Below are 24984 nucleotides of genomic sequence, written 5' to 3' on the forward strand. Positions count from 1 at the left end.
TAGGGCGGCAAGGAGCCGACGCCGGATTCTGCGTCGTGGCCGGGAGGCAGGTGCAGCCGATGCTGGCTGCATCGGCAAGCCTGCCGACGCCGCCGGGGCGGACAAGACAAGTCGGATCGCGCCGTTTCCCTCGCCGAGCATGCCCTTAGCCTTCCCGCACGGTGACGTCGCGGGAGACGGGTTCGAGCAGCGTCTCGAAACTCACCGGCTCCGGCACCGGATCGGCGCGCAGCACGGCATCCACCTTCAGCCGCAGCGCGCGGCCGAGGTCGTCCTCCCCGGTGATCAGCTCGACGCGCACCGACATCAGCCGGGGCTCGAAGCGCCGGATCGTCGCCTCCACCTCCCGCGCCAAGGCCTGGCGGCGGGCCGGCACCGCATAGGCGCCGGAGGTGGCGTCGGGGATGCCGTAGTTCAGCGGCGAGACCACCAATTCCTTCAGCTCCACCGGCAGCGGACGGCGCCGGCGGCGGGCGTTCAGCACCGCTTCCAGGTCCCGCCGCACGGCGTGGTGCAGCATCTCCAGCGCCACGGCGGCGCTGGGGGGCGGTGGCTCCGGCGCCCCTGGATCGGCATCCAGCAGCCGATCCAGCAGCGGCAGCCTGGCCCGCTGCGCCGGTCCTCTGGTGCCACTCATGCTCAGTCGAAGACCAGGGAGGTGACGGTGGCGATGGCCAGCGCCTCATCCCCCGCCAGCAGCAGCCGCTGGCCGCGCCCGCGCACCGGGCCCTCATCGGGGTCGGTCCATTCGGTGACGCGGCCGAGCTTCAGCCCGTTCTGCGCTTCCTTGTCGGCGCCGAAATACAGCGCCGGCATGAAGACCACGCCCTCCGTCCCATCCTTCAGCTCGATGGCGCAGCGGCGCCAGAACAGGTCGCGCGGCCGGCGCGGCGGGTCGAAGGACAGGGATCGCACACGCTCCACCGGCACCAGCATATGGTCGCCGGCGGTGGTCAGCACCTCGAACTCCGCGGCGAACAGGTCATCCGCGTCGCGCAGATCGTCGAAGGGCGTGTCATTCGCCTGGCCGGAAACGCGGGGGCGGAGCGATTCCACCTCCGCCGCCGCCGCGATGGCCGCCTCCACCTCCCCCGCGCGCAGCAGCACCCGGGCGCGCAGCGCGGCCTGCTGGGCCGCGGTGGCATCGTCGCCCTGGTATTTGGGCGCGCGGCCCTCACCCAGCACCTGGCCGCGCACCACCTCCGCTCGCAGCAGCTTGCGGAATTCCAGCACGGCGGGGTTGGGTTCGCGCAGCGCGGCGGCGTCCAGCATGCGGTCCGCACGCTCCGCCTCCCCGGCATAGAGCATCAGCTCCGCCAGCAGCCAGCGCGCATCGGAATCGGCCGGCGCGGCCTTCACGGCGGCGGTGGCGGCGGCCAGGGCGCCGGCCAGGTCGCCGGCATGGAAAGCATCCCCTGCGGTGGTCATTTTTGGCGTGTCCCCATGGCCGCTGCGCGGCGCTGTCCTGCGATTGGCGTGGCGCGCAGCCTAGCGGCCGTCGCGCCACAGAATATTTCGTCCCGATGCGTGCCGCGTTTCGACGGTCGCATCACGCCGCTCCGCGAGCTTGGCATCGCGCCGCTCCGCGACTTTGGCATCACGCCGCTCCGCGAGCTTTGCATCATGCCGCTCCGCGACTTTGGCATCACGCCGCTCCGCGGCGAGGCGCGAATTCCGTCACCAGCCGGAACGCCGCCCCCACCTCATCCAGCTGGTGATGCGGCCGCAGATGCACGGTGCAGCCATAGACGCCGGGCTTGCCGCGCCGCTCCCGCACCTCCACCCGCGCATCCAGCAGCGGATACTTCGCCGTCACCTCCGCCCCGCCGGAGCCCAACCCGCTGACAAAGCCATCCAGCCAGCGCTGCAACTCCCGCTCCACATCCGGCGCCTCCCGCGCCGAGCCCACCATGTCGCGGCCCATCAGCTTGATGCAATGCGCGAAGCGGCTGACGCAGAGCAGCGTGTTGATCTGGGTGGACAGGCGCTGATTGGCCTCCGCGATCGCGCTGTTCATGCGCGGCGGGCGGTGCAGCGCCGGCAGGGCGCCAAAACTCGCCTCCGACAGCCCCTCCAGCGCCGAAAGCGGCACCAGCCGCGCATCGCTGAGCTGCCGTTCCTGCTCATCGGTCAGCGCGAGGTCCAGCGGCGCGCGTGGCGGCGGGCCCTGCGGGTCGGAGGCGAAGCGCTCATAGGGCAGGCCATCCAGCACGCCGCCCACCGCTTCCTCCTGCGGCTCCGCGCCACGCACCTCGCCGGGCCAGGTGAAGCGGTCGAAGGCGCGGATGGCGACCGCCGCCAGGCCATAGACCGGCGTGGTCCAGACCCGCTGTTCGGCCCCCGCCGCATGGCCGCGATAGCGGAAGCGGTCCACCCGCGCGCCGTCATCCGGCCAGGGCGGGCGGCCCAGAACGCGCGGCAGGGCGACGCAGAGGAAGCGCATATCCTCCTGCGCCGCGGCATTGCGCCAGCGCCCATGTTCCGGCCCCGCCAGCGCCGCGCCCAGGTCGAAGGCGGGCGGCGCCTCCGCGAAGCCATCCAGCCCCACCAGGGCCGGCGATGCGGCGAGCGCGATCGGCACGAAGGCCGCCGCCGCCACCCCGGCGAGTGCCGTCAGCGCGCCGACATCATCGGTCGGCTGGCCGGGGGCGGGCAGGTGGCGCAGCTCGTAATCCGCCGCGATCAGGCCGAAGGGCTCGCCGCCGGCGATGCCGAACTCCTCCTCATAGATCTTCTGGAAAAGCTGGCTCTGGTCGAATTCAATGGCGCGTTCCAGGTCGCGGCATATCTCCGCCCAGCGCGCCGTCAGCAGCTTCACGCGGATGCGCGCATTGGCGGCGGGCAGCCGGTCCACCAGCCAGGCGAGCCCGCGCCAGGACCCTTCCAGCCGGCGCAGCCGCGCCGCATGCAGCACGGCATCCAACTGCGCCGAGATCATCGCATCCAGCGTCGCGATGTCGCGGTCCAGCGCCCCGCGCAGCGCCTCCGCCGGGGCGGTATCGCGCGCGATGACCGCCAGGCGATCCTCCCCGAACCAGCCCAGCAATTGCAGGGCCGGCGCGGTTTCCACGACGAAGCCGGCGAGGTCCGCCGCCGCCGCGTCGCGGCCCAGAAAGCGCCCGGCCAGCACCGCCTCGCGCAACGGTGTGGCCGGATTTGTCACCAGATCAGGACTTCTGCGGAATCCGCGCCACCATCCGCATGGAGGTGGTCAGTTCCTCCATCTGCAACCAGGGGCGGAGATGCGCGACGGCGTTGTAGACGCCGGGCTTGCCCGGCACCTCCTTCACCTCGATCTGCGCCTCCCGCAGCGGATACTTGGCCCGCGATTCCTGGCCGGCGCCTTCCATCGGATTGACGAAGTTCTGGATCCAGCGGTTCAGCCAGATCTCGCAATCCGACGCCTCCATGAAGGAGCCGATCTTGTCCCGCGCCATCACCTTCAGGTAATGCGCGAAACGGCTCGTCGCCATCATATAGGGCAGGCGGGCGGAGATGGCGGCATTCGCCGTCGCCTCCGGCCGGTCGTACTTCTTCGGCTTCTGGGCCGACTGGCTGCCGAAGAACACGGCATAATCGGTGTTCTTGTAGTGGCAGAGCGGCAGGAAGCCGAGGCCGGAAAGTTCCGCCTCGCGCCGGTCGGTGATGCCGATTTCCGTCGGGCACTTCGCGTCGCTGTCGCCATCATCCGAGGTGAAGACGTGGTTCGGCAGGTTGGCGACCTTGCCGCCACCCTCCGCGCCCCGGATCGCGGTGCAGAAGCCGTATTGCGCGAAGGCATCCGTCAGCCGCGCCGCCTTCACATAGGCCGCGTTCATCCAGCAGTAGTCGTGATGCCCCTGCGCCTGGGCGACGCCGTTCTTGTAGGGCGCTTCCTCATAGTTGAATTCGTCGATCGGCTTGGTCGCGGCGCCATAGGGCAGGCGGGCGATGACGCGCGGCATGACCAGCGCCACGAAGCGCGCATCCTCGGTCTCGCGGAAGGAACGCCAGCTGGTGTATTCCTGCGTCTCGAAGATCTTCGCCAGGTCGCGCGGCTTGGACAATTCGCGCCAGTCCTGGAAGCCGAACATTTCGGCGCCGACGCCGGAGATGAAGGGCGCGAAGGCGCCGGCCGCGACGTTGGAGATCAGCCGCAGCGTCTCCACATCGTCCGGATGCGCGGTCCATTCATAGTCGCCGACCAGCGCGCCATAGGGCTCGCCGCCGGGGGTGCCGAACTCGTTCTCGTAGATCTTCTTGAACAGGCCGGACTGGTCGAATTCCACCGCCCGCTGCAGGTCGCGGGACAGGTCCTTCTTGCTGGCCTGCAACATGCGGATCTTCAGGCTGGTGCCCGTCTCGCTGTTCATCACCAGGTAGTTCAGCCCGCGCCAGGACCCTTCCAGCTTGGTGAAGCGCGGATGGTGCATCACCTGGTTGAGCTGTTCGGACACCTTGGCGTCGATCGCGGCGATGGCGCGGTCGAAGGTCTGCGACAGGTTGCGGCTGAAGGTGACGGTGCCCTTCAGCGCCTCCTCCGTCAGCGCCTTGATCAGTTCCTGCGCGCGGTCGCGCTCGGTCTGCTTGGTGGCGCCGATCACCTGGTCCAGCAGGCCAAGGCCACCTTCTTCCGTGGTGGTCGTGGCGCCGCCCGGCTGTGACTGGGTCGAGCTCATCGGTCAGCCCTCCCTCTTGTCGAGGCCAAGCTCCGCGGACAGCGCCTCGAGCTTCGACTTGTCGTTCAGCACCTGTTCCAGCAGGGTCTCCAACTCGTCGGAGCGGTCGACCTTGCTCATCAGGTCACGCAGCTTGGCCCGGGTTTCCAGCAGCGCCTTCAGCGCCGGAACCTGGTCCGCCACCTTCGCCGGCTCGAAATCCTCCATCGACCTGAACTTCAGGTTGACCGCCATCTGGCTGCCGTCGCCGGCCAGGGTGTTGTCCACCTTCAGGTTCAGCCCGGGCGCGATGCGGGCCATCACGTCGTTGAAATTGTCGCGATCGATCTGCACGAACTTCCGCTCGGCCAGCGGCTTCAGGGGCTCGGCCGGGTCGCCGGCATAGTCGCCCATCACGCCGACCACGAAGGGCAGTTCCCGCACGATGGCGGCACCCTCGGTCTCGACTTCGTAGGTGATGTGGACGCGGGGCTTGCGCACGCGCGCCAGCTTGTCATGGACGCTTGTCATGGCGCTTCGCGGTTCCTCATGCTGGGGGAAGTGGGGTGGGGACTCTGGTGGCCGGAAGGCGGCCAGCCTGTTTCGGGGTCGTTTCGACCTCTGTCATTGCCAGGGTGGCAGTGAACGCTTTCGATCCGGGTCGCGTCAACCATTGCGGGTGCCGGGAACGGTTTCGCCGCGTTGCGCGGGTAACAGAGGGTGCTCATTCCGGCGTCACCGGCCGGATGCCGAGCCGGGCCAGCAGCCCATGCCGTGCTTCCTCATCCGGCAGCACCTCCGCCAGCAAATCGGCCAGCGTCATGCGGCCGCGGCGCACCGCCTCCTCCAGCGTATAGGCCAGGGGGGAATGGGGTTCGGTGCGGCGGAAGAACTCGGCGATCCGGCCCAGCTCGCGCAGCGCATCCTCCCGCGTCGCGATCACCGCCGGACCGCCGGGGGCGGTCATGGCCGCGGCCGGGGCGCCGGGCGCGCCGCCGGGCGCCGGGCCGGCCGCAGCCCCCGGTTCCGGCGCGGCGCTGGCGCCACCGCCCAATTGCCCGGTCACCTCGATCAGCCGGTCGAGCAGCCGCGCGACATTGCCGGTGGAGGGTGCCTCCGACCCGAAGCGTTCCTCCGTCGCCCGCTCCATCTCGGTCCACGCCGCCTTCGCGGCCACGGCGTCCCGCGCCACGCCGGCCAGGAAGGCCATGTCCATCCGGGCTTCGGCCTTCAGCGTCGGCAGTTCCGGCACACCCGCCGCGCGCCGCGCGGCCAGGCGTTCCTCATTGACGATCGCCTGCGTTTCCTCCGCCTGGTCCCACTGGTACAGGCCGAGCGGCGTGCCGTCGGCGCGGTGGAACAGCGGCAGGCGGCGCAGGGTCTGCATCACTGTGCCGTCGGTGCCGGCGCCGGCCAGGCCGCTGATCTGCAGCGCGCGGTCTTCCATTCCATAGTCGTTCGGCTGCGGGAAGCCGGCCTCCCAGAACCGCTCGCAGAGGCCGGTGATGAGCTTCGCCCCGGCGGCGAGGCCAGCCAGCCCATCACTCCGCACCAGCGCGTCGGTCAGCCAGGCCGCGACCTGGAAATCCTTGGAGCGCCGCGCCAGCACCTCCTGCCCGACCACCAGGACCTCGCGCCAGGCTTCCGCCGGCAGGGGCGCGGCCTCACGACCGCCCTCGCCCTCCTCGGCGCCCTCCGTCACGCTGTCGAGCGCGCGTTCCCGGTTCCGGGCGGTCTTCCAGGCGTCGCTGACGCGCCGGAAAGGGGAATTGTACGAGGTGTCCTCGCGCAGGTCTTCGCCGGCCCCACCCTCGCTGTCCTCGATCGGGGCCAGCAGCGTCTCAAGCTCGATCGGATCCTCGGCCACCCCAAATCCCCCCGCCTTTGCGCGTCATGCGTGTACAGACCAACCCGCCCTGCCGCGGCCACGTTGCCGGTAGCCCAGTCTGCCGCAGCTTCAGCGCGGCGCGATAGCGCTTGCTGCATCGCACGAAACGCCGCGAAACGTCCTGAAACACGGTCCGGCGGAACCGCTGGCATTGTGGACACCTGCGCAACCGATGGTTAGCTTGCGGCACCGTTACGGTCTAGCGGGCAAGAATCATCATCAGTGCAGGTCGGGGAGCGTTGCGTCTCATGGTGGCTGTAGACCTGAAATCCGTCGTCGGTCGGCTGAGCGATCTCTGCCGCAGGCAGGTGGAAGCCGCCGCCGGGCTGACGCTGTCGCGCAGCCACTACAATGTCGAGATCGAGCATGTTCTGCTGAAGCTGGTGGAAACGCCCGGCAGCGACATCGCCCATGCGCTGCGCAAGCTGGAGGTTGATGCCGGCAAGGTGGCGGGGGATCTGACCAAGGCGCTCGACCGGCTGCGCACCGGCAATGCGCGCGCGCCCGCTCTGTCACCCGATATCGTCGCCTGGCTGCGGGAAGCCTGGCTGATCGCCTCTCTGGAAGCCAATGCCACCCGCATTCGCAGCGGCCATCTTCTGGCGGCGCTGCTGGCGGATGATGCGCTGGCGCGCACGCTGCGTGACAGTTCCGCGACGCTGGCCGCGGTGCCGGCGGATCGCGTGCGACGTAACCTTGCCGATCTCACCAGCGGCAGCGACGAGGCCGGCCAGGCCGAGACCGCCGCTTCCGCGCCGGGTGCCGCGCCCGCCGCCGGCGCGCCGCGTGGCGATGGTCCGCTCGAACAATTCTGCACCGACCTCACGGCGCAGGCGAAGGCCGGAAAGATCGACCCGATTCTCGGCCGCGATGCGGAGATCCGCCAGATGGTGGATATCCTGACCCGCCGCCGCCAGAACAACCCGATCCTCACCGGCGAGCCCGGAGTCGGCAAGACCGCGGTGGTGGAAGGCCTCGCCTTGCGCATCGCACAGGGCGACGTGCCGGCGGCGCTGCGCAACGTGAAGCTGATGTCACTGGACCTCGGCCTGTTGCAGGCGGGCGCGGGTGTGAAAGGCGAGTTCGAGAATCGTCTCAAAGGTGTCATCGACACGGTGAAGGCCTCGCCCACGCCGATTGTGATGTTCATCGATGAGGCGCATACGCTGATCGGCGCCGGCGGACAGGCCGGGCAGAACGACGCGGCCAATCTGCTGAAGCCCGCGCTGGCGCGCGGTGAGCTGCGCTGCGTCGCCGCGACCACCTGGGCCGAGTACAAGAAGTATTTCGAGAAGGACGCCGCTCTCACCCGCCGCTTCCAGGTGGTGAAGGTGGAGGAGCCGAGCGAGCCGCTGGCCATGGCCATGCTGCGCGGCCTGGTCGCGACGCTGGAAAAGCACCACGGCGTGCGCATTCTCGACGAGGCGATTACCGATGCGGTGAAACTCTCCGCGCGCTTCATCCCGTCGCGCCAATTGCCCGACAAGGGCGTGTCGCTGCTGGACACCGCCTGCGCGCGCGTGTCGATGAGCCAGGCCTCCATCCCCGCACCGATCGAGGATCGCACGCGGCGGCTGGAAATGATCGCGACGGAGTTGGGCGCGGTGGGCCGCGAATCCGCCACCGGCAGCGACCATGCCACGCGCATCGCGGCGCTGGAGGCGGAGCGCGTGAAGGCGGAGGCCGAACTGGCCGAGCTGAACACGCGATGGGAGCAGGAGAAGGCGCTCGTCGCGAAGATTCGCGATCTGCGCCTGCAGGCCGAAACCGCGGCGCTGGGCCTGACGCCCGATGCGCCGCCGGTCGATGCCGCGCAGATCAAGCAGGATCTGGCGGATGCGTCGAAGGAATTGAAGACGCTGCAAGGCGAGACGCCGCTGGTGCATCCGGTGGTCGATGGCCAGGCGGTGGCGGAAGTCGTCGCGACCTGGACCGGTATTCCGGTGGGCCGCATGGTCTCCGACGAGATCAAGACCGTGCTCAACCTGAAGCAGAAGCTGATGGAGCGCGTCGTCGGTCAGGACCATGCGCTGGATGCGATTGCCCAGGCGATCCGCACAAGCCGTGCAGGTCTGACCGATCCGCGCAAGCCGATCGGCGTCTTCCTGATGGCCGGCACCTCCGGCGTCGGCAAGACGGAAACCGCTCTGGCGGTCGCCGATCTTCTCTATGGCGGCGAGCAGAACCTCACCGTCATCAACATGAGCGAGTTCAAGGAGGAGCATAAGGTCTCGCTCCTCATGGGATCGCCGCCCGGCTATGTCGGCTATGGCGAAGGCGGCGTGCTGACGGAGGCCGTTCGCCGCCGTCCCTACAGCGTCGTGCTGCTGGATGAGATGGAAAAGGCCCATCCCGGCGTGCAGGACGTGTTCTACCAGGTCTTCGACAAGGGCCAGATGAAGGATGGCGAGGGGCGGGATATCGATTTCCGCAACTGCGTCATCATCATGACCAGCAATGCCGGCACCGACACCATCGCCAAGCTCTGCGCCGACCCGGACACCGCGCCGGACCCGGAGCCGCTGCGGGAGGCGTTGCAGCCCGACCTGCTGAAGGTGTTCAAGCCGGCCTTCCTGGGCCGCTGCAACACTGTCATCTACTATCCGCTGGCGGATGAGATCCTGAAGAAGATCTGCGTCCTGAAGCTGCGCAGCATCGGCCGCCGCATGGTCGAGAGCTACGGCGTGCCACTGGAATTCGACGATGCGGTGCCGGAGACCATCGTCTCCCGCTGCAAGGAGGTCGAATCCGGCGCGCGCAACATCGACAACATCCTCAGCCGCACCCTGCTGCCGGAGCTTTCGGCCGGCATACTGGGGCGCCTGGCGGAGGGTGGTGAGATAGGCCGGGTGCAGGTCGGCATCGATGATGCCGGCGGCTTCCGGTACGACCTCGGCTGAAAGGCCCCGCCGCCGAGGCAACGGGATTCGGGGAATGTTGGTCAACCACAGGCAAGGGACCGGACAATGGCGATCTTCATCAAGTATGGCGACCTGAAGGGCGAAGTCACCGCCGAGGGCTACAAGGACTGGATGGAGGTCAACTCCATGCAGTGGGGCGTCGGCCGCGGCATCTCCTCCGGCGTCGGCGGCGGTTCCAAGCGTGAGGCGACGGCGCCGAGCGTGTCGGAGATCGTCGTGACCAAGACCATGGACGCGATCTCCCCGCTGATGCTGAAGGAGTCGGTCGGCGGCGACGCGAAGACGGTCAAGATCGAGATGACCCAGACCGATTCCAGCGGCAAGCATATCGCCTACCAGAAGTACATCCTGACCAACACGCTGATCAGCGGCTATTCGATCAGCAGCGGCGGTGACCGCCCTTCGGAATCCCTGTCGTTCAACTTCACGAAGTTCGACAGCGAGTACCTGAAGGTGGACGACAAGTTCAAGTCGACCACCACGGGCCATGTCATCTACGACATCTCCGCCGCCAAGTCCGGCTGACGCCACCCCGCCGCGCCGGATCTCCGGCGCGGATCTGCCCGACCATCACGCCCCCGTCGCGCCGCGACGGGGGTGTTTTGCCATATGGGCGCCCGGCATGGCCGGATCAGCGCGGCACCACCGCCAGCGGGAAGCTGCGCAGGTCGCGGCTGGCACTGCGGAACACCGCATCCTGGCTGTGCCGCTTTTCCGCCGCCAGTTGCGGCACGCGCCGCGTCACCCATTCGCCGAGTGCCAGCGCGCTGACGCGCCCTTCCGCATCCGTCGCCGCGCTGCCGCCCAGCGCTTCCAGCACCGCATGGGCGAAGACGCCGTTGCGATCATTATAGCTGTCCAGCGCTTCCTGCACCGAGGTGCTGGCCGCCAGCAGGAAGCGCCCCGTCTCATTGCCCAGCGCGGAAAGCTGATCGAGGGTGAGTTGCCCGGCATGGCAGGTGTCCAGCAGCAGCAGCCCATCGCGCGCGCGGATGCGGGCGATGGCGGCGACCAGCGCGGAATCCTCGATGCCCTGGCGCCGCAACGCCGCCCAGTTGCTGGTATCGGTCGTGTCCTGCGGCAGGAACAGGAAGCGCTGGTCGGGCTCCGTGCGCAGGCCATGGCCACCGAGATACAGCACGAAGGTATCGTTGGGCTGCGTCGTCCGCGCCACCGTCTCCAGCGCCGCCATGATGCCGCGCCGCGTCGCCTGCGCATCGCGCAGCACCGTCACCTCCACGTCGCGGAACAGCCCGCCGGCGCGGCCACGCAGCGCCTGCGCCACGGAATCCGCGTCCGGCACCGCGAAGTTCAGGTTCAGCGCCGGATTGGCGTAGCGGTTGATGCCGATCGCCAGCACCACCAGCCGGCCCGCCTCCGCCGGCATGGCCTCGCCGGACCGGCGCAGATCCAGCGCCGGTCCTTCGGCGAACAGCGTGCGGTCCTCGGCGTAAAGCCGGGTGGCGATGCGGTTGCTGCCGGGGTCGAGCGGCACCTCCGCCTCCATCAACCCGGCTTGTGCCCCAACGCCCGTCTCAGCGCGGGCGGCGATGCGGTCGTTCACCAGCACATCCAGCGGGCCAAGCCCCAGCCCGCGATCGGTGGCGCCGAAGCGCAGGCGCAGCGCCGTGGCGCCGGCCGGCAGGTCGCGCGCATTCCATTCGACCGCGGTGCAGGCCTCCCCGACCACGGCGCAGGCGGATTGCGCGGTCAGTTGCGGCAGGCGCCCGACCCGATCCCGGATCGCGCCGAGCTGCGCCAGCCGTGCGCGGGCCGGCGCGCCATCGCCGGCAATGCGCCCGCGCACGGCGGCGGGCGCATAGAGCGCGCGATAGGCCTGGCGGAAACTGGCCCATTCGGGCGTCTGCGCGCGGCCGCCATTCAGATGCAGCCCCACCAGCTCCTGCCCGCCATTCGGCGCATGGTCGAACAGCCCCTCCGGCGTCCAGATCACCCAGCGGCGCGATTCCGCATGGATGAACAGCGCCGCCAGCTCGGTGATCTCCCCGGCGCCGATCCGCCACCAGCGCAGCGTGCCATCGCCCAGCGCGCCGACCGCCACATCGCCGGCCAGGGTCAGCCCCCAGACCGCGCCCGGCACCTGAAGGCTCGCCTGCGCCTGGCCCTGGGCGTCGAACAGGCGCAGGTGGTTGTCGGTGCCGAGCAGCAGCCCGGTATCGCCATCGCGCAGCGCCAGGCTGCGGGCGAATTCGCCGGCGCCGAGGGCCAGCGGCGTGCGGCCGAGGCGCGGGCGGTTGGCATTGCGCCAGTCGGTGACGACCAGCCTCGCGCTTTCGGTCCGCGCGGTGACGAAGCCCGAGCCCTCCGCCGGGCCAAGGCTGCCCGCCAGCGCGTCGAACACCAGCGGCGCCGCGCCCGGCCGCAAGGCCAGCCGCAGCCGCGTGCCGTCCGGCGACATGGCGAGCGCCGCGCCGGTCGCCCGGAAATCCGCCCCCGGCGGACGCGGCGTGATGGCCAGCCGGCCATCCGGCGCCAGCATCCCCCAGCCCGGATCGGCCGCCGCGAAAGCGAGCCCGCCACCCGGCAGGGGCAGAAGATGGGAGATGGCATCCCGCGCGGCGGGAATATCGGTGAAGGCGCCGAGGCCGTAATCGCCCCAGCGGCGGATGACGAAGTCGCGCCTTGCCTCCTCCGCCCCGCCCGGCACCGCGACGCCCCGCGCGGCGGCAGGCTGCTGGGCGCGCCGCGCATAGCCCGCCGCATGCAGTTGCACGCCGCCGCGCCCATCCATGGCCCAGCTCACCGCCGGCAGGCCCTCGCCGGCGAGGCCCGTGACATCGGGGGTGAAGACGGCGCGCAGATCGGCCGCGGCCAGCACCTCCACCCGCAGCCGGTCCTCGAATCCCACGGCCAGCAGCCCGCCATCGGGCGACCAGGCCAGGCCGAAGGGCCGCGCATTGGCCAGCGGCACACGCTCCACCAGCTTGCGGCCGCTGGCGTCATAGATCCGCAGCCGGCCATCGGCGCCGCTCGCCGCCAGCCTTGTGCCCTGCGGTTCGAAGGCCACCATGCGGGCGGGCGCGGTGAAGCCCGCATCCTCCCACAGCGGCGCGCCATTGCTGGCGTTCCAGACGCGGATGCCGGCCCGCCCGCCCAGCGCCGCGGCCAGGCGCGTGCCGTCGGCCGAGACGGCCAGATGCTGCACCGGCGCCGGCAGGCCGGGCAGGCGGGCCAGCATGCGCCCGGTGGCGGTGTCGAACAGATAGATGGCGAAGCTGCGGTCCCAGGCGGCGCCGGTATAGCCGGCGACGAAGGCGCGCCGCCCGTCCGGCGTCAGCGCCACGGCGTAAAGCTCGCCCTCCGCCTCCGGCGCGATGGGCGGGCGCAGCACGGCGCGCAGCGTGCCTTCCGGCAGGTCCCACAGCCGCAGTGTCTTGTCATCGGACACGCTGGCCAGCACGCGCCCGACCGCATCGGTGGCCAGCCGCGCGACGGGCGCCGTATGCGCCGCCGCCTCCACCCGCAGGAAGGGTTGTTGGGGCGGGTCCTGGGCGCGCGCTTGGCCTGCCGCCGCCAGCAGCAGCAGCAGGATCAGGAGAAGGGCGGCGCGCCGCCGCATATCAGCTTGCCAGCTCGAAGCCCTGGCCCTGCTGCGCCAGCCGGTCCGCCGTACCGACGCTCTCCGCGAAATTGTCGCGGCGGGCGATGTTGCTGGCCGCCAGCGACCGCACGTCGCCGCCCTCCGCCGTGGCCGGCCGGCCACCCAGGTTGCGCGCCTCCGGAAAGGCATTGGCCGGCGCATAGCCACGCAGGCCGGAGGCGGTTTCCACCTGCGCATAGCCATTGCGCCCGGGCCGCAGCGTCACACGTTCCCGCGCGGAGACGGAGACGACCTCCGGCGCGCCGGCATCCGGGCGCAGCCGCAGCTTCACCTCGCCGCGCGCGGCGGCCGGGACGGTGCGGGACGGCGCCTGCGCCATCTGCTTGGCCTCCGGTGCCACGCTGTCGATCGCCGTGTCGAATTCGGCGCCGCGGCGGCCGATCTGGCCGTTGATGGTCTGCGCCAGCCGCACATCGCCCTGGGTGCGGGCGCGCAGATTGTCCATGGCGGCCTGGGCCTGCGGGCGGGCGATGCGGCCGGCGGCGAGGTCGGCGCGGATCTGCTGGGCGGCGCGGAAGCGGCAATCCATCAGCTGGTCGAAGGCGATCTGGGTGCGGTCGAGCTGCGCATTCTCAGCCGCCAGGTCATTGGCGATAGCCTGGTTCAGGGAGGCCTGGTCCGCCGCCTGCTGCTGCCGCGCCGAAAGATAGCCCAGCGTGCCGCCGGTGACGCCGCCCGCCACCGCGCCGATGCCCGCGCCGGCGGCGATGCCGCTGCCGCGCTGGCCGGTCGCCGCCGCCAGCAGCCCGCCCAGCACCGCGCCGCTGACCGCGCCGATGGCCGCACCGCGCAGAATATCCTCGCCGAAGAAATTGCCGGTGCTGTCGAGCGCGACGAGCTGGCTGCGGCAGGCATCGCCATCATCCGCGCCGATCCGCCCCTCCCGCGTCGTGACGCAGCCGGCGAGCATCGCGCCCGCCGTCAGCAGCGCCAGGCCGCGCTTCCAGGCGGCGGGCCGCGGCCGCGCCATGGCGCCGGAGCGCGGTGAGGAGGGGAGGGATATGGCGTGGCGCATGGTGATGGCCCCGTTCGGGATTGTGCCGACAGGCTATCAGCCGCCCGCGCGGGCGAACAGGCCGCCTCGGTTCCCCAGGTTGCGTGTGCAATGCAACAGTGTTGCGGGCTGTTGCGCGCGGTGGCGCGGTCGCTTCCTCTGGGCGCCAAGCCTGTCTATCCTGGGGCATAGTCGCGTTGGCTGGCGGAAACAGGGGCCCCATCGCCCTGACAGATCCAAGGAGGGCTTGAAGGGCATGGAGCCGCCGCGACTACTCGGCATCAAGTCGCACCTGCCCGACCGCGCCCTGCTGGTCGCACGGCTCTCCGTGACGGAGGAGCTGGGCCTGCCCTATACGATTGAGGCGGAGGTTCTGGGCGAGGACCCCGACCTGATGCCCGAAGATATGCTGACCAAGGATGTCTGCATCACCGTCACCCAGCGCGGCCCCTCGCCGCTGGTGCGGCACTTCCATGGCATGGTGGCGGAATTCCGCCGCGTCGGCCCGGGCGCCGGCGGGCGCATGGTCTATCGCCTGGTGGCGGTGCCGCATCTCTGGCGTCTCGGCCTGCGCCGCAACTGCCGCATCTGGCAGGACAAGACGGTGCAGGACGTGGTGAAGTTCGTGCTGGCCGAACACGGCCTGCCCGAGCCGAAATGGAGCATGCTGCCCGGCTTCACGCCGATGCCCTACTGCACCCAGTTCAACGAGACCGACCTGCACTTCGTCTCCCGCCTGCTGGAGGAGCACGGCCTCACCTACTACTTCACGCATACGGCATCCGGCCATGAGATGGGCGTGGCCTACAGCGCCCAGGGCTTCCCGCAATTTGTCGTGGACAGCATGACGGCCGAACATGGCGCGCCGCAGCTCGACCATCTCGGCGGCTGGCGGCGGGCCAATCGCGCGCGCAGCATGTCGACGCTGCTGGACGACATGGACAGCGAGCGCTCCCGCCCCTCGGAAGTGCTGCAGGCCGCGCGCACGACCCGCACCTATGCCGAGGAGGCGCGGATGTGGGATGCGGCGGAGGTCTTCCACTGGCCCGGCGGCATGTCCACCCGCCCCGACAATGAGTCGGGGGAGGTGCTGATGGGCGCGCAGGAGGCGGCGTCGGAGGATTACAGCGCGGAGTGCCGCGACCCACGCTTCGCCCCCGGCGTGCGTCTGGCCATCGGCGTGAAGAAGGAAGATGGCAGCCTCGCCAGCCGGCAGTACCTGGTCACCGGCACGCGGCATGAGGCGCAGGACAATTCCGGCACCACCTCCGGCAGCGGCGGCACCGAACATTATGCGGGTTCGCTGCGGCTGGTCTTCACCGGCCGCGTCTGGATGCCGCAGCCGCGCCATCCGCGCCCGATGATGCCGGGCATGCATTCCGCCAAGGTCACCGGCCCCTCTGGCGAGAAGATCCATCTCGACGAATTCGGCCGGGTGAAGCTGCGCTTCCGCTGGGACCGCTGGGCGAAGGATGACGATACCTCCTCCATCTGGGTGCGCGTCATGCAGACCGCCGCCGGCGCCTGGGGCGGCACCTGGTTTCCGCCGCGGGTCGGCGATGAAGTGCTGGTCGCCTTCCTCGATGGCGATCCGGACCGGCCCATCGTCGTCGGCAGCGTCTATGGCAAGGACGCGCCACCGCCCTTCAAGCCCGGCACCAACAAGGCCCAGAGCGGCATCCTGACGCGCAGCTACAAATCCGACAGCGCGGCGGATGCGAACATGCTGCGCTTCGAGGACAAGAAGGGCAGTGAGGACATCACGCTGCACGCGCAGAAGGACCTGACGGTCGAGGTCGAGAACGATGAGAGCCGCACCATCGGCCATGACCAGACGGAGGTGGTGCAGAACGCCCGCACGGTGACGGTGAAGGATGCGGACGACAAGCTGACACTCGAAAAGGGAAACCGGACCGAAGCCATCAAGATGGGCAATGATTCACTGACCATCGACATGGGCAACCGCGATACTGTGCTGAAAATGGGAAATGACAGCACAAAGCTGCAACTTGGCAATCTCTCGATCAAATGCGATCTGGGTGCCATCACGTTGGAGGCGATGCAGTCGATCACGCTGAAGGTCGGGCAGTCCTCGCTCGTCGTTGACCAGACGGGCATCACGTTGAAGGGTCTGCTGATCAGCAGCGAAGCGCAGCTGATGCACAAGCATAAGGGGCTGATGGTCCAGGAAAAGGCCGATGTGCTTTTCCAGACCGAAGGCCTGCTGGTGATGATCAACTGATGACCGGCAACCTCCCCAAGCTGGCAGCCCCGCTGCCGCCCCTGCTGCCCCGGCTGGAGCTGGACCCGCCGGCCGCCCACGCCCTGGCCGGCGTGGCGACGGCGGCGGAAGGCATCGCCCGGCTGGAAGCCGCCGGGCTGCGCAACGAGGCCGCGCGGCTCGCCGCCCATGCCCTGCCGAAGCGGGAAGCGGTGTGGTGGGGCTGCATGTGCGCCCGCGCCATCCCCGACCCCGCCTTGCTGCCCGTGGATGCGGAGGCGCTGCTCGCCGCGGAGGCCTGGGTGCGCAAGCCGGGCGATGACGGGCTGCGCCGCGCCGCGATGGAAGCCGCGCAGCGCACCGGCTTCCGCACGCCCGAAGCCTGGGCCGCCGTCGGCGCCTTCTGGTCCAGCGGCAGCATGGCGCCCGTCGGCCAGCCGGAGGTGCCGCCGCCCGACCATCTGACCGGCGTGGCCATCAGCGGCGGCGTGGTGCTGGCGGCGGTGCGGCTGCGCCCGGAACGCGCGCAGGAACGCCTGGCCCGCTTCCTGGCCTCGGCGCGGGACATCGCCGCCGGCGGCGCCGGTCGCATCGACAAGGAGCCAGATTAGCATGGCGGGACCCCCGGCCTCGCGCATCACCGACATGCATGTCTGCCCGATGGTGACGCCGGGCGTGCCGCCCATCCCGCATGTCGGCGGGCCGGTGCTGACCGGCTCGCCCAATGTGCTGACCGGCAAGCTGCCGCAGGCGCGCATCAGCGACATGTGCATGTGCGTCGGCCCGCCGGATGTCATCGTGAAGGGCAGCATGACCGTGCTGGTGAACAAGCTGCCGGCGGCGCGGATCGGCGATATGTGCGGCCATGGCGGCGTGCTGGTCATGGGCTATCCGACCGTCATGATCGGCGGCTGAGGAGAAACGGTTTGGCCGAGATCACCCTTTCCGTCCTGCGCTGCCCTGACGCCGTGGTGCCCGGCCAGCGTCGGGCCGCGGGTGGTGAGATCAGCCTGGGCCGTGGCGCGGAATGCGACTGGCCGCTGGCCGATCCGGACCGGGTGCTGTCGAAGCGGCACTGCGTGCTGGAATTCTATGCCGGCGGCTGGCAGGTGCGCGACCTGTCCACCAACGGCACCTTCGTGAACCATGCCCAGACGCCGGTCGGGCGCGACCAGGTGCGGCCGCTGCTGGATGGCGACCGGCTGCGCCTCGGCGCCTATGAGATCGAGGTGCGGATCGCCGAGGCCACCGCGTCCGGCGCCGGACCTGGCCCAGGCTGGGGCGCGGCCCCCGACCCCTTCGCGGATGCCCCGCCGAGCCAGGGTTTTGGCGCGTCGTCGCTACCCGGCTTTGGCGCCCCTTCGACGCAGGGCTTTGGCGCCTCCCAGGGCTTTGGCGGACCGCCGGCCGCTGGCCTGGGCGGCGGCATGCTGCCGGATGATTTCGACCCCTTCGGCCAGGATTCGGCACCGATGCCGGATCACGCGCCCTCCACCGCCGAGGCCTTCATGGTCCCGCCGAGCCTGCCGGTGGGCAAGTCGCAGATCCCGGATGACTGGGACCTGGACCTGACCCCGGCGCGCCCGGCCGCACCGCCCCCGGCGCCGGCCCAGCCGGCGACACCCCCCGCGGTCGCGGCCTATCCGCCGCCGACGCCCGATCCCTTCGGCGTCCCGCCGCCCAGCTTCCCGCCGCCGGCCGACTCCTTCCCGCCACCCGCCATGCAGCCGCCGCCCGTTGCGCCGCCTGTGGCCTCCTATCCCCAGCCCACCGCGCCGCTATCGCCGCCGCGCGATCCCTTCCTGGAAGCCGGCGACCCGGCTCCGCCGCCGCTGGCCCCGCCAATCCCGGCACCCGCTCCGGCGGCGGCCCCCTCCGCGGTTCCGTCAGGAACGGGTCTCGCCGCCCTGCTCGCCGGCGCCGGCCTGCCGCCCGGCCTGGCGGCGCAGGACCCCGATGCCGCGCTGCGCGCCGCCGGCGCGGTGCTGCGCGCGGCCATCACCGGCATTCGCGCCTTGCTGATCGCCCGCGCCGATGTGAAGCGCGAATTCCGCATCGAGCAGACCATGCTGCGCGCCGCCAACAACAATCCGCTGAAATTCGCCGCCACCGAGGACCAGGCCCTGGCCGCGCTGCTCGACCCGCGCACCCCGGCCCTGGCCGCGGTGCGGGAGACGGTGGAGGATCTGACGGCGCATCAGGTGGCGACGCTGGCCGCCACCCAGGCCGCCGCGCGCGCCTTGCTGGACCGCCTCGCCCCGGCCTCGATCGAGGCGGAGGACCCCGGCGGCGGCCTGCTGCCAGGGGCGCGCGAAAAACGTCTCTGGGAAGCCTATAGGCGCCGGCACGCTCTGCTGGCAGAACAATTCGAGGATGATTTCGACAGCGCCTTCGGCAAGGCCTTTGCCAGGGCCTATGAGCAAGCCACACGCGGACACTGAACGGCGCCACTGATCGGCTTGGGGGGATGACTTACAGCGATGGTCTGGCACGACAAGGTAGTGTGGCAGGAGGGCATGTTCCTCCGCGCCCAGCACTTCCAGCAGCAGGACCGGCACTTCGAGCATCTGCTCCAGTCCCGGGCCGCGCCGCTGCGCCCGCATCCCTGGGGCGTCACCGAACTCGGCCTGGACCGGGACCTGCTGGCGGCCGGGCGCTTCGCCTTGTCCGGCGCGGCCGGGGTGATGGAGGATGGCACCCCCTTCGCCATCCCCGGCACCGCCGATGCGCCGCTGCCGCTCGACCTGCCGGAGGGCACGCGCAACGCCGTGGTCTATCTGGCCCTGCCGCTGCGCCGCGCCGGCACGCCGGAGGTGGCGAGCCCGGAGGCCGGGCCGGAAGCCACCCATGCCCGCCACACGCTGCGCGCCTTCGAGGCCTTCGACACCCATAGCGACAGCACCATGGCCGCCGAGCTGGCCATCGGAAAGCTGCGCATGCGCTACATGCTGGAAAGCGAGGAACGCGCCGGCTATGCCTGCCTCGGCCTCGCCCGGGTGGTGGAGGTGCAGGCGGATCGCCGCGTGGTGCTGGATGAGCGTTTCATCCCGCCCTGCCTGCGCGTCTCCGCCGCCTCCGTGCTCAACAACCTGGTCTCCGAACTGGTCGGCATGCTGGGCCAGCGCGGGGAAGCGCTGGCAGCGCGACTCGGCCAGCCCGGGGCGCAGGGCGTGGCGCAGGTGGCGGATTTTCTGCTGCTGCAAACCATCAACCGCTGGCAGCCGCTGATCGCGCATTGGGCCGATGCGGGCAATCTGCATCCCGAAACGCTGTTTTCCGCGCTGGTGCAGTTGGCCGGCGAACTGGCGACCTTCACCGCGCCGGACAAGCGCGCCACCGCCTATCCCGCCTATCGCCACGACGACCTGCAACGCAGCTTCGCGCCCGTGGTCGCGGACCTTCGCCGGTCGCTGTCGCAGGTGCTGGAGACCAATGCGGTGTCCATCCCTTTGCAGGACCGCAAGTTCGGCGTCCGCGTTGGCGCCATCGTCGATCGCAACCTGCTGCGCGCCAGCCAGTTCGTGCTGACCGTCGCGGCCGACGTGCCCGGCGAGCAACTTCGCCGGATCTTCCCCAACCAGGTGAAGATCGGCGCGGTGGAACATATCCGCGAACTGGTGAACGTCGCGCTGCCCGGCATCGCCATCCGGCCGCTGCCGGTCGCGCCGCGTCAGATTCCCTTCAATGCCGGCGCCACCTATTTCGAGCTCGATAGGGGCAGCCCACACTGGCAGCAGATGCAGACCTCCGGCGGCTTCGCCATCCATGTCTCCGGCGAGTTTCCGAATCTGCGCATGGAGCTCTGGGCAATCCGCGCATGAGCGACAATCCCTTCTCCGAACCCGAGGACAATGACCGCACGGTGGTGCGGGGCGCCGGTGGTGCGGTGCCGCCCCCACCGCCCCGCGCCGCCGCCGCCCCCCAGCCCGCCGCGCCGATGCAGGCCGCGCCGCGCATGGCGGGGGAGGCGGAGGCATTGCCCAAGGTCGGGCTCTCGCCCATCGCCGCCGCCGCCGCGCCCTTGCTCGACCTGCTGGCGCGGCTCGGCGCCGGGCCGCAGGCGGCGCAGGTGGCGAATCCGGAGGAGCTGCGCGAACGCGCCATGCGGGCGCTGCGCGCCTTCGAGGCCGAGTGCCGCGCCATGGAGATCCCGCCCGACCAGCTCCGCGCCGCGCATTACGCGCTCTGTGCCGCGCTGGACGATGTGGCGCTGGCCACCCCCTGGGGCCAGGCCAGCGGCTGGGCCACACGCTCCCTCGTCTCCTCCTTCCACCAGGAGGTGCGCAGCGGCGATCGCTTCTTCGATCTGCTGGCGGGCATGCAGAAGGACCCCGGCCGGTACCTGCCGGCGCTGGAGATCTGCTACCTCTGCCTCGCCTTGGGCTTCCAGGGCCGCTACCGCCTTGCCCCGCGCGGCCATGCCGAGCTGGATCGGATCCGGGAGGGTCTGTACCAGCTCCTCGTCCAGCTTCGCGGCAATTGGGAGCGGGAGCTGTCGCCGCATTGGCGCGGCGTGGACGCGCCGCATCGCGGGCCGGGCCGCTCCGTGCCGGCCTGGGTGGCGGGCGCCGTCGCCGTGGCGCTGCTGGCCTTCGGCTGGATTTTTGTCTCCGACACGGTGAATGCGGCCGGCGATGGCTTGCAGCAGCGCCTCGCCAGCCTGCCGCCCGGCGGGCTGCCCACCATCGACCGCAGCGCGCCCCCCGTGCCGCCCGCCCCGCCACCGCCGCCGCCACCCACAGCGCGGCCGGACCTGATCGAGCGGGTGCGGACCTTCCTGGCGCCGGAGATTCGCCAGAACCTGGTGGTGGTGGATGGCGATGCGCAGCGCCTGACCATCCGCATCAAGGGCCGCGGCATGTTCGGCTCCGGCAGCGCCGCGGTGGAGCCCAATTTCCGGCCATTGCTGAACCGCATCGCGGAAGCGCTGGCGGAGGAACGCGGGCGCGTCGTGCTCTATGGCCATTCGGACAGCCAGCCGATCCGCTCCGTGCGCTTCCCCTCCAACCACCATCTGTCGCTGGCCCGTGCCGAGGCCGCGATGCAGGTGATCGCCGCGGCCAGCGCCGATTCCAGCCGCTTCACCGCCGTCGGCCGCGCCGACACCGAACCGCTGGCGAGCAACGCCACGGCGGAGGGGCGCGAGGAAAACCGCCGCATCGAACTGGTGCTTTCGCGTGGGGAGAGCCGCTGAGATGAAGGCCTTCCTCACCATCCCCGCCCTCGGCGGGTTGTTCGGCGCGCTGATCCTGGCGCCGGTCATCTGGCTGTTCGCCCCGGCCCTGCTGGGCGTGGAGGCGATCTGGCTGCTGGCCCTGCTGGCCGCCCTGCCGGTGCTGATCTGGCTGGTGGTGATGCTCGTCGTGGTCCAGCGGCGCCGCAAGCGGGAGGCCGGGTTGATCGCCGGCGTCACCGAGGCCGATAGCCGCGCCGCCAAGGACAAGGCCAGCGCCGAGGCCGCGAGCGCCGAGGAACAGGCCGTCTCCGCCCGGCTGGCGGAGGCGCTGGGCGCGCTGAAACAGGCCGGCGGCGGCAAGGGCGGCTATCTGTATGAGCGCCCCTGGTACGTCATCATCGGCCCGCCGGGCTCCGGCAAGACCACGGCCATCCAGAACTCGGGCCTCGATTTTCCGCTGTCTGCCGGCCGCGTCGCCGGCGTGGGCGGCACGCGCAATTGCGACTGGTGGATCGCCGAACAGGCGGTGCTGATCGACACCGCCGGCCGCTACACCACCCAGGATTCCGACGCCCAGGCCGACAAGGCGGGTTGGGAACGCTTTCTCGACCTGCTGAAGCGCCAGCGGCCGAAGCAGCCGCTGAACGGCGTGGTGGTGGCCTTCGGCGCGGATATGATCAGCCGGCTGGATGCCGCGCAGCGCGATGCCCATGGCCAGACCGTGCGCAGCCGTATCCGGGAGCTGGAACAGCGGCTCGGCCAGCGCCTGCCCGTCTATTTCCTGGTCAGCAAGGCCGACCTCATCGTCGGCTTTTCCGAGTTCTTCGACGACCTCGACAAGGATTCGCGCAGCCAGGTCTGGGGCGTGACCTTCCCGGAACAGGCCGGGCCGGAGGGTCATGCGGCGAAACTGCCGGAGGAATTCGCGGCACTCACAAAACGTTTGCAGGACCGGCTGCTGGAACGCCTCCAGGCGGAGCGCGGACCGGAACAGCGCGCCCGAATCGGCGGCTTCCCAGCGCAATTCGCCTCGTTGGAAGCGCCGCTGGTCGCCTTCGCCCGCGCCGCCTTCGGCGGATCGAAGCTCGACCCCGCGCCCTTCCTGCGCGGCGTCTATTTCACCTCCGGCACCCAGGAAGGCACGCCGATCGACCGGCTGACCGGGGCGCTGTCCCGCGCCTTCGGGCTCGATCCGCGCCGCCCGGCCTCCGTCATGGGCCAGAAGGGCCGCAGCTATTTCCTCGGCCGACTGCTGAAGGATGTGGTGTTCGGTGAGGCGCGGCTGGCCGCGCGCGACCGTGGCCAGGCCCAGCGCGGCCGTCTGGTGCAGATCGGCGCCTGGGCCGCCGCGGTGCTGCTGCTGATCGGCGGCGGCGCCTGGGGCTATGCCGCCATCTCCGCCGAACAGGCGCGCCGCGCGAAGCTGGAAGCCGCCGTCGCCCGCGCCGAACAGGCGGCCCAGAACCTGCCGCTGGACCGCATCACGGCGGATGACGCCCTGGCCCGCGTGATCCCCTATCTCGACGCGGTGCGGGACCTGCCGCAGGCCGCCCGTGCCGATGGCGTCGGCCTCGGGCTGAGCCAGGAGCCGAAGCTGGTGGAGGCCGGTGGCCTCGCCTACGAACACGCGCTGGACCGCGTGCTGCTGCCCCGCCTGCTGGCGCGGCTGGAAAGCCAGATCCGCGCCGGCATCATGCGGCCCGAATTTCTGTACGAGGCGACGCGCATCTACCTGATGCTCGGCCGCGCCGGGCCGATGGACCGGGCGCTGGTGCAGGAATGGATGTCGCTGGACTGGCAGCAGGCTTTCCCAGGGGCTGTCGGCACGCCCACGCGGGAGGCTTTGGGCCGCCATCTGGAAGCCCTGCTCTCCACCGATTTCAGCCGCTACCCGCTGGATGGCGCGCTGGTCGATCAGGCGCGGCGCATTTTCTCCCGCCTGCCAATGGCGGAGCGCATCTACAGCCGACTGCGCACCGCCGCGACCGCCGTCCCGCCCTGGAAGCCGGGCGATGCCATGGGCGTTGCCGGCCAGCGCTGGTTCGCCACCGCCTCCGGCCGCCCCATCGCCGAACTCGCCGTGCCCGGCCTGTTCACCGTGGACGGGCTGCACAAGGCGCTGCTGCCGCAACTGCCGCGCGCCATCCTGGAAGCGGCCTCCGAAAGCTGGGTGCTGGGGCCGGAGGCGGCGACCGCCATGGCCGGCGATCCGCGCCAGCTCGAAGCCTCCGTCCTGCGCCTTTACGCGGAGGATTACGCCCGCGCATGGCAGGCCGTGCTGACCGACATCGTGCTGCCGCCCTTCCGCAGCCTGCCCCAGGCGGCGGAGGCGCTGAACCTGCTCGGCGCGCCCAATTCCCCGATGCGGGACGTGCTGCGCGGCGCCGCCCGGCAGCTTTCGCCCGGCACACCGCCGGAATCCCCCGCCGGCGCCGCCACGGATGCCGCCGCACAGGCCGCCGCCGCGGCGACCAGCAGCCGCCTCGCCGCCGCCGTGGGCGCGGCGCTGCAACCCTCCTCCGCCGCGCCGGTCGCGACCGTGGTGGAAGAACGCTTCAAGCCGCTGCGCGACGTCGCCGGCCAGCCGCTGGATGGCATCCTGGCCACGGTGAATGAGCTGTATGTGCAGGTGGCCCGCGTGGTGTCCTCCCCGCCCGGCACCGTCATCCCGCCCAGCCCCGGCCTCGACCCCGGCCAGCGCCTGGCCGCCGAGGCGCAGCGCGCGCCGGAGCCTCTGTCCCGCTGGTTGCAGACCCTGGCGCTGTCCACCGCCACCGCGCGCAGCGGCGGCGCGCGGGCGGCGATCGCGGCGGCGGGCGGCGCGGCGCTGGCGCCCTTCTGCCGGGGCCTGGAAACCCGCTTCCCCTTCCGCCAGACCACCACCGCGCCCGACACCCCCTATGACGACTTCGTGCGGCTGTTCGGCCCGGGCGGCGTCTTCGACCAGTTCTTCGCCCAGCATCTGCGCAACTTCGTCGACACCACCCAGCGCCCCTGGCGCCCGGTGGCGGCGGAAGGGCTGACGCCTCCCATCACCCCCGCTGACCTGATGCAGTTCCAGCGCGCGGCCGCCATCCGCGACGCCTTCTGGCCGGCCGGGCTGGCCGGCGCCGCGCTCGGCCTGCGCTTCGAGCTGGTGCCGATGGGCGTCGACCCCGGCGCCACCGGCGCGGTGCTGGAGGTGGAGGGCAACCGCGTGGTCCTGGCCGGGGAGGGGGCCTCCACCCGCCCGATCCCCATGCTCTGGCCTTCCCGCGCCGGCATCACCCTGACCTTCACCCCGCCGAGCTCCGCCGGGCCGCTGGCCACCGATGGCGCCTGGGCCTCCATGCGCCTGGTCGCCAGCGGACGCCTCGCCACCACCCGCGCCGCCGACCGCCTGCGCCTGACCCTGACCCAGGGCGAGCGCCGCGCGGAGTTCGAGCTGCGCGCCTCCTCCATCGTGCATCCCTTCGCCCTGCGGGAATTGCAGGATTTCCGCTGCCCCACCCTGGCGCCCTGAAACCCCGAGGAGCCGAGCCATGC

Annotated in this window: 17 protein-coding genes; 9 read left to right on the forward strand and 8 right to left on the reverse strand. The window is 70.9% G+C overall.

Annotated elements, in window-relative coordinates:
• Window positions 1-145 precede the first annotated feature (145 nt).
• The 6 genes from tssE to tssA all read right to left on the reverse strand — a co-directional run bounded on the left by tssE (window position 146) and on the right by tssA (window position 6504).
• Window positions 146-637 (reverse strand): type VI secretion system baseplate subunit TssE, encoded by a 492-nt coding sequence (tssE, locus tag ACVFYP_RS09750; RefSeq protein ID WP_499199975.1) that lies wholly within the window; start codon window positions 635-637, stop codon window positions 146-148.
• Between the two features lie 2 nt (window positions 638-639).
• On the reverse strand, window positions 640-1428 hold the full coding sequence (locus tag ACVFYP_RS09755) for a type VI secretion system accessory protein TagJ (protein WP_499199976.1): 789 nt from the start codon (window positions 1426-1428) through the stop codon (window positions 640-642).
• 217 nt (window positions 1429-1645) lie between these two features.
• Entirely contained in the window at window positions 1646-3163 is a 1518-nt protein-coding gene (gene tssC, locus ACVFYP_RS09760) for a type VI secretion system contractile sheath large subunit (protein WP_499199977.1), read from the reverse strand.
• Between the two features lie 4 nt (window positions 3164-3167).
• Window positions 3168-4658 carry a type VI secretion system contractile sheath large subunit gene (tssC, locus tag ACVFYP_RS09765; RefSeq protein WP_499199978.1) on the reverse strand — a complete coding sequence of 497 codons (1491 nt, stop codon included), beginning with the start codon at window positions 4656-4658 and terminating at the stop codon, window positions 3168-3170.
• A 3-nt stretch (window positions 4659-4661) separates the two neighbouring features.
• The gene (gene tssB / locus ACVFYP_RS09770; RefSeq protein ID WP_499199979.1) at window positions 4662-5168 is read right to left on the reverse strand and encodes a type VI secretion system contractile sheath small subunit; all 507 of its coding nucleotides are present in this window, start codon (window positions 5166-5168) and stop codon (window positions 4662-4664) included.
• A 193-nt stretch (window positions 5169-5361) separates the two neighbouring features.
• Window positions 5362-6504 carry a type VI secretion system protein TssA gene (tssA, locus tag ACVFYP_RS09775; protein ID WP_499199980.1) on the reverse strand — a complete coding sequence of 381 codons (1143 nt, stop codon included), beginning with the start codon at window positions 6502-6504 and terminating at the stop codon, window positions 5362-5364.
• 269 nt (window positions 6505-6773) lie between these two features.
• Between tssA and tssH the strand changes: the two genes are divergently transcribed.
• Together tssH and ACVFYP_RS09785 are read left to right on the forward strand one after the other, a co-directional pair.
• A complete protein-coding gene (gene tssH, locus ACVFYP_RS09780; protein ID WP_499199981.1) occupies window positions 6774-9425 on the forward strand; it encodes a type VI secretion system ATPase TssH in 2652 nt (883 codons plus the stop codon).
• 66 nt (window positions 9426-9491) lie between these two features.
• The gene (locus ACVFYP_RS09785; protein WP_499199982.1) at window positions 9492-9971 is read left to right on the forward strand and encodes an Hcp family type VI secretion system effector; all 480 of its coding nucleotides are present in this window, start codon (window positions 9492-9494) and stop codon (window positions 9969-9971) included.
• Window positions 9972-10077: 106 nt separating this feature from the next.
• Here the strand turns inward: ACVFYP_RS09785 and ACVFYP_RS09790 are convergent, their stop codons facing one another.
• The gene (locus tag ACVFYP_RS09790) at window positions 10078-13026 is read right to left on the reverse strand and encodes a caspase family protein (RefSeq protein ID WP_499199983.1); all 2949 of its coding nucleotides are present in this window, start codon (window positions 13024-13026) and stop codon (window positions 10078-10080) included.
• 1 nt (window position 13027) lies between these two features.
• Window positions 13028-14083, reverse strand: coding sequence for a hypothetical protein (locus ACVFYP_RS09795; RefSeq protein WP_499199984.1), 1056 nt, complete (start codon window positions 14081-14083; stop codon window positions 13028-13030).
• A gap of 235 nt (window positions 14084-14318) precedes the next feature.
• On the opposite strand from ACVFYP_RS09795, the gene ACVFYP_RS09800 reads away from it, so the two are divergent.
• The 7 genes from ACVFYP_RS09800 to tssM are packed head-to-tail and all read left to right on the forward strand — an operon-like array spanning window position 14319 to window position 24961.
• A complete protein-coding gene (locus ACVFYP_RS09800) occupies window positions 14319-16304 on the forward strand; it encodes a type VI secretion system Vgr family protein (RefSeq protein ID WP_499199985.1) in 1986 nt (661 codons plus the stop codon).
• Complete coding sequence (locus ACVFYP_RS09805; RefSeq protein ID WP_499199986.1) at window positions 16304-16894, forward strand: DUF6931 family protein; 591 nt, start codon at window positions 16304-16306, stop codon at window positions 16892-16894. Before ACVFYP_RS09800 ends, ACVFYP_RS09805 begins: the two co-directional genes overlap by 1 nt.
• 1 nt (window position 16895) lies before the next feature.
• Window positions 16896-17198 (forward strand): PAAR domain-containing protein, encoded by a 303-nt coding sequence (locus ACVFYP_RS09810; protein ID WP_499199987.1) that lies wholly within the window; start codon window positions 16896-16898, stop codon window positions 17196-17198.
• A gap of 11 nt (window positions 17199-17209) precedes the next feature.
• Complete coding sequence (gene tagH / locus ACVFYP_RS09815) at window positions 17210-18724, forward strand: type VI secretion system-associated FHA domain protein TagH (RefSeq protein ID WP_499199988.1); 1515 nt, start codon at window positions 17210-17212, stop codon at window positions 18722-18724.
• 39 nt (window positions 18725-18763) lie between these two features.
• A complete protein-coding gene (gene tssK, locus ACVFYP_RS09820) occupies window positions 18764-20104 on the forward strand; it encodes a type VI secretion system baseplate subunit TssK (RefSeq protein ID WP_499199989.1) in 1341 nt (446 codons plus the stop codon).
• Window positions 20101-21477, forward strand: coding sequence for a type VI secretion system protein TssL, long form (gene tssL, locus ACVFYP_RS09825; RefSeq protein ID WP_499199990.1), 1377 nt, complete (start codon window positions 20101-20103; stop codon window positions 21475-21477). The genes tssK and tssL overlap by 4 nt, the downstream gene beginning before the upstream one ends.
• A gap of 1 nt (window position 21478) precedes the next feature.
• On the forward strand, window positions 21479-24961 hold the full coding sequence (tssM, locus tag ACVFYP_RS09830) for a type VI secretion system membrane subunit TssM (protein WP_499199991.1): 3483 nt from the start codon (window positions 21479-21481) through the stop codon (window positions 24959-24961).
• The last annotated feature ends 23 nt before the right edge of the window (window positions 24962-24984 follow it).

It is taken from the genome of Roseomonas sp. F4 (assembly GCF_053891155.1).